Origin of the sequence: Agromyces binzhouensis, from assembly GCF_004135055.1 — a bacterium.
Classification (GTDB): domain Bacteria; phylum Actinomycetota; class Actinomycetes; order Actinomycetales; family Microbacteriaceae; genus Agromyces; species Agromyces binzhouensis.
This window is the reverse complement of sequence record NZ_SDPL01000204.1, coordinates 1-5,533: the sequence shown is the minus strand read 5'-3', so window position 1 is coordinate 5,533 and position 5,533 is coordinate 1. Positions and strand designations below refer to the sequence as shown.

The window sequence follows — 5,533 nt, the reverse complement described above, 5'->3', positions numbered from 1 at the left end:
GATCGCGGTCGCGGCGGCGATCGCGAACGCGGCCCGCGTCCGTCGGCGTCGCTCCGTCGCCGCCCCCATGCCTTCAGGCTACGCGCGACCCGGGGCGCCGACGCCGCGCCCGGCCGCCCTCCGGATGAGACCTCGTGCGACCGTCGCGTGTCGCAGGAAGCGCGCGTCGAAACACGGTTCCACGCAACATTCCCGCGCCCGACCGCAATCAATCGCGGAGGCCGCGAACGTAGCCTTGGACTGGGCGCGGATTCGCCGCGCCGCAGGATGCCGCGTCGAGCGGCCCGACCCATGAGGAACGGAGGTTTCCGATGTCACAGAGCACCATTGAGACGATCGTTGGCGAACCCGAGGTCCTCGAGGACGCGGCCCGCATCGACATCACGCCCGAGCTCATCGCGCTCGCCGACGGCGTCGAGTCCGACCCCGCCTGGGTGCGCCTGAAGGCGTCGGCCACGCGGCTGCAGGCGCTCCAGGTCAAGGACGGCTCGGTCGCCGAGGAGTCCGACCGGCCGGAGGCATCCGCCCTCGTCGACGCCATCGTCGAGTCGGTCGCCGCCCTCGCGCCCCGCTTCCCCCACGAGGCGAGCTACCTCGAGGCGCTCCAGGCCGACTTCCGCACCTGGCAGTCGCAGGGGCTCGGCGTGCCCGACTTCCTCGACTCGCTCGTGGAGTTCCAGCCGCAGCTGCACCGCGTCGACGGCATCCGCCACCTCGTCGTGTTCCCGATGTACACGCAGAACGGTTCGCAGGACCGGCACGTCGAGGCGCTGGTCGTCGAGACGATCTGGCCCGAGTTCATCGCGCACCTCGAGGCCGGCGACTACGGCAACAAGCTCTTCGTGAGCCTCCGCCTCGTCGACTTCACCCCCGGCTACGACACCAACTCGGCCGTGCTGTTCCCCGAGACGGTCGCGATGCGCGAGATCCCGCCGTTCACGTGGGGTGCGATCTTCCAGGACCGGGAGGCCGCCCGCTACCGCCGGGTCGTGCGCGCGGCATCCGAGATCACCAAGCTCGAACTGCCGGATGACGCGGCGAGCCTGCTCGACGACCAGGACCTCGCGGAGCGCACGTTCGTGATGTGGGACATCATCCACGACCGCACGCACATGCGCGGCGACCTGCCGTTCGACCCGTTCATGATCAAGCAGCGCATGCCGTTCTTCCTCTACTCGCTGGAGGAACTCCGCTGCGACCTGACCGCGTTCCGCGAGTCGGTGAAGATCGAGCGGGGGCTGCGTGCGCGCGTGGCGGAGGGCGATGAGCTCGACGCCGTCGACACCCGGCTGCTCGAGCACGCGAAGCTCGTGCAGTACGCGGTGATCTTCGACCGGATCTTCCGGTTCGCGATCACGGGGTCGCGCGTGCGCAACTACGACGGGCTCGGCGGCCAGCTGCTGTTCGCGTGGCTGCACCAGAAGCACGTGCTCGACTGGACCGACGTGAAGCTCACGTTCGACTGGGACGCGGTCCCCGACGCGGTCGTCGAGCTCGGCGACGCGATCGACGAGCTGTACTGGAAGTCGATCGACCGTCCGAAGACCGCGCACTGGCTCGCCGCGTACGAGCTCGTCCGCGGGGTCCTCACGCCGAACCCGGCATCGGTCTGGGCCGAGGGCCTGCCCCGCGAGGTGCTCGCCGGCCCGCCGAAGGGCTACACGGACCTCGTGATGGACGACGAGTTCCCCCTGTCGATGTTCTTCGAGGCCCTCGACAGGAAGATGAAGCCCGTCATCGAGTCGACGGTCGGCATCACCGGCGCCGACGCCTGACACGCGACCGCCTCGCCCCCGGAGGCACGCCGAGCCACCCCGGACGACCGGCCTGGAGATCAGCCGGTTCTCCGGGGTGGCTCTCGGCATGAGAGGATCCCCTACCGTGAACACCCTGCAGGACAAGGTCGTCGTCATCGCCGGCGCGACGAGCGCCTCCGGTCGCGCCGTCGCGCGCACCCTAGTCGAGAACGGCGCGAAGGTCGTCGCCGTCGGCTCCCACCAGGGCCGACTCGACGAACTCGAGGTCGAGATCCCCGGGGTCCTCGGCGAGCGCGCGGACCTCACCGACGGCGACGACGTGCTCGAGCTCGCGATGCGCGTCCACGCGAGGCTCGGCGACGTCGATGGCGTCGTCCACCTCGTCGGCGGATGGCGCGGCGGAGGAGGAATCCCCGGTCAGACCGAGGAGGACTACCGCCTGCTGGAGCGCTCGCTCACCGCGCTGCGGTACGCCAGCCGCGTCTTCTGGGACGACCTCGTGGGCTCCGACGCCGGGCGCGTCGCGATCGTCTCGTCGACGACGGTCGAGAAGCCGACCGCGGGCGGCGCGAACTACACGGCGATCAAGGCCGCGAGCGAGTCGTGGATGCGCTCGCTCGCCGACGGCTTCGCGAAGGCGGGCTCGCCCGGCGCGGCGGTCACCTTCCGGGTGAAGGCGCTCGCCGGCCTCGAGCAGCGGCTCGCCGACGAGATCGTGGCGCTGTGGTCGACGGATGCCTCCGCCTCCGACCTCAACGGGCGGGTGACGACGCTCCAGGCGTGACGTCCCGGCGGTCCTCGACGGGCTCGGCGACCGACTCGTCGCGCGCGGAATCCGCCTCGTCGTCGACGCCTCGCATCTCGTCGAGGTCGTCCAGGTCGCCGAAGTCCTCGACGTCGTCCGCGTCGGTCGTGACCGACGCGGCCGTCTCGAACCGCGGTGCGAACGCACGGATGGTGCCCGTGATCGCGATCGTCGCGAGCGAGACGATGACGGCGAGGATCCCGGCCGTGAGGACCGCTGCAGCGACCACGACGCGCGACTGCCCGCCGTAGACGGCCGCGGCCGTGCCCTCCGGGCTGTTCAGCGCGGCGACGAGCGCCTCGTTCTCCGCGATCGTCATCGCGATGCCGATCACGAGCACGACGACCGACGCGACGAGCAGGCCCGGCGGGATGACGAGTGCGGCGAGGGAGATGGAGCGGCGGGGTGCGGGCATGGAGACCTCGGATTCTTCGGGCGACGCGACGCGTCGGTTCGGACCCGACCGACCATACGGCCGGCGGTTATGCGCAGGCTGTGGATCGTCGACGAGCGCGCGGAGGCGGGCCCGCCGCGCGCGAGACCGCCCCGCTCGCCGGATCCGTCGCGCCCCGATAGGGTGTGCATCCACACGACCCGGAAGGGGGTGGAGCGTGGTCGACCTCATCGCATCCGACGGCACCCGGCTGAACTACCTCGAGTACGGCGATCCGGGCGGGCGGCCGGTGGTGCTGATCGCCGGCTTCACGGCACCGGCGACGAGCTGGCGGTACCAGGTGAAGCCCCTGGCCCGCGCCGGGTACCGCGTCCTCGCGCTCGACCGTCGCGGGCACGGCAGGTCGGAGCCCGGCGACGGCGAACCCGGCATGGAGCGGCACGGCGGCGACATCCGCGACCTGCTCGACGCGCTCGACCTCACGGACGTCACCCTGGTCGGCCAGTCGATGGGCGGCGACGCGATCTGGGCGTTCGTCGCCGAGCACGGCACCGCACGCCTCCGCGACGTCGTGATCGTCGACCAGACGCCCTGCATGCTGAACACCGACGACTGGCCCCACGGGTTCTACGACTACGACGCCGGCAACCGCGACACCCTCTTCGCGACCGGCATCCCCGACCCCGGGCGCTTCCCGGCGAAGTCGAAGGGCCTGGTGCGCATCGCTCGCCTGCTGACCTCGCTCGAGGTGCCCCGCGGCGGCGCGCCCGCGTTCTCGGACGCGCAGCTCGCGCTCCTGAACGATCACGCGAAGCGCGACTGGCGGCCGGTCGTGGCCGAGTGCGACGTCCCGGTCCTCTTCGTGGCCGGCGCGGAGAGCGAGTTCTGGCCGGCCGAGCACGCCGCGGCCGCGGCCGCGCTCAACCCGCTGGCGGACTCGATCGTGATCCCGCGCGACGGGCACGCTGCGAACATCGAGCAGCCGCTCCTGTTCAATCGGATCCTGCTCGACCGGTTGCAGCGCGAGGTCGCCGTCTAGGACGCCGGCTCACGCCGTGCCGGCTCACGCCGGGAACGCCTTGCCCGGGTTCAGCACCCCGTCCGGGTCGAGCGCCAGCTTGATCGCACGGTGGAGCTCCACCACCCGCGGGCTGAGCTCGCGGGCGGCACCCGGCAGCTTCAGCAGTCCCACGCCGTGCTCGCCCGTGACGGTGCCGCCGAGGGCACGGCAGTCGTCGACGATGCGGTCGAACGCGAGCTTCGCCCGCGCCTTCGCGGCGTCGTCGCCCTCGGGCGCGATGATCAGCGGGTGCAGGTTCCCGTCGCCCGCGTGGGCGATGTTCGCGATGACGACGTCGTGGTCGCGTGCGCTCGCCTGGATCCGCGTCAGCATCTCGGGCACACGCGCGCGCGGCACGCAGATGTCCTCGGTGAGCACCGGGCCGAGCCGTTCCAGCGAGGGGTACGCGAGCCTCCGCGCCAGGAAGAGCCGGTCCGCCTCCTCGGTCGATGCGCCCTGCTCGACCGTCAGCGCGCCGGCACGCGACATCCGCTCGGCCATCGCACCGGCGAGGGCCGCGCCGGCCGCGCCGACCTCGTCGACCCGGGCGAGCAGCATGGCCTCGACCCCGTGCGGCAGGCCGAGGGACTGCCAGGCGTCGACCGCCTCGATGCAGGTGCGGTCGATGAGCTCGAGCGCCGACGGCACGATGCCCGCGGCGGAGATGGCCGCGACCGCCTCGCCGGCCGCCTCGAGCGAGTCGAAGGAGCCGACGATCGCACGGTCCTCGCGGCCGCCGAGCGGCAGGAGCTTCAGCGTGAGCTCCACGATGATCCCGAGCGTGCCCTCCGATCCGACCATGAGCGCCGTGAGGTCGTAGCCGGTCACCCCCTTCGCCGTCCGGCGGCCGAGGCGCACGACCTCGCCGTCGGCCAGGACGACCGTCATGCCGAGCACGTAGTCGCGCGTCACGCCGTACTTCACGCAGCAGATGCCGCCCGCGTTCGTGGCGGCGTTGCCGCCGATCGTCGAGATCCGGTAGCTCGCCGGGTCGGGCGGATACCAGAGCCCGTGCGCGGCGACCGCCTGCCGCAGGTCGTCGTTGAGCACCCCGGCCTCGGCGACCACGAGCCGCTCGTCCGCGTCGACCTCGAGGATGCGGGTCATCCGCTCGAGGGACACGACGATCGAGCCCGCCATCGCGTTCGCTCCGCCCGAGAGCCCCGTGCCGGCACCCCGCGCGACGACGTGCAGGCCGGATGCCGCGGCCGCGCGCACCGCAGCGACGACGTCGTCGACGGACTCCGCGAGCACCACGGCGACGGGGTCGGTGAAGTCGGCCCACTCGGCGTCGTCGTGCGCGTAGCGCGCGAGGTCGGACGGCTCGACGAGGACGCGGTCGGGCGCGAGGTCGCGTCGGAGGCGGGCGACGGCGTCGGCGGGCGACGCGTTCGGATGGGGCATCGAGCTGGGCTCCTCGGGGCGACGACGGGTCGGATCGGGTCGGGTCAGGTCGTGGGCGGCAATGTGGCATCCGTCGCCGGACCGTCGCCGGTGTCGCCCTCGCCGCGCGCCGG

5 protein-coding genes are annotated in these 5,533 nt (G+C 72.3%); 3 read left to right on the top strand and 2 right to left on the bottom strand.

The window, feature by feature from the left end:
- Positions 1-311: 311 nt before the first annotated feature.
- Together ESO86_RS10680 and ESO86_RS10675 are read left to right on the top strand one after the other, a co-directional pair.
- On the top strand, positions 312-1,775 hold the full coding sequence (locus ESO86_RS10680; RefSeq protein ID WP_129234877.1) for a DUF6421 family protein: 1,464 nt from the start codon (positions 312-314) through the stop codon (positions 1,773-1,775).
- A 106-nt stretch (positions 1,776-1,881) separates the two neighbouring features.
- A complete protein-coding gene (locus tag ESO86_RS10675) occupies positions 1,882-2,541 on the top strand; it encodes an SDR family NAD(P)-dependent oxidoreductase (protein ID WP_129234876.1) in 660 nt (219 codons plus the stop codon).
- On the opposite strand, the gene ESO86_RS10670 is transcribed toward ESO86_RS10675, so the two are convergent.
- A complete protein-coding gene (locus tag ESO86_RS10670) occupies positions 2,510-2,977 on the bottom strand; it encodes a hypothetical protein (RefSeq protein ID WP_129234875.1) in 468 nt (155 codons plus the stop codon). The two genes, ESO86_RS10675 and ESO86_RS10670, sit on opposite strands and share 32 nt — an antisense overlap.
- Positions 2,978-3,173: 196 nt before the next feature.
- Between ESO86_RS10670 and ESO86_RS10665 the strand changes: the two genes are divergently transcribed.
- A complete protein-coding gene (locus ESO86_RS10665; protein WP_242492321.1) occupies positions 3,174-3,995 on the top strand; it encodes an alpha/beta fold hydrolase in 822 nt (273 codons plus the stop codon).
- Between the two features lie 24 nt (positions 3,996-4,019).
- On the opposite strand, the gene ESO86_RS10660 is transcribed toward ESO86_RS10665, so the two are convergent.
- A complete protein-coding gene (locus ESO86_RS10660; RefSeq protein WP_129234873.1) occupies positions 4,020-5,420 on the bottom strand; it encodes an FAD-binding oxidoreductase in 1,401 nt (466 codons plus the stop codon).
- Positions 5,421-5,533 lie beyond the last annotated feature (113 nt).

Bases quoted from the DNA above. Each gene is read 5' to 3' on its own strand.
- ESO86_RS10680 (WP_129234877.1), top strand. From the start codon at position 312: ATGTCACAGAGCACCATTGAGACGATCGTTGGCGAACCCGAGGTCCTC.
- ESO86_RS10670 (WP_129234875.1), bottom strand. From the start codon at position 2,977: ATGCCCGCACCCCGCCGCTCCATCTCCCTCGCCGCACTCGTCATCCCG.
- ESO86_RS10660 (WP_129234873.1), bottom strand. From the start codon at position 5,420: ATGCCCCATCCGAACGCGTCGCCCGCCGACGCCGTCGCCCGCCTCCGA.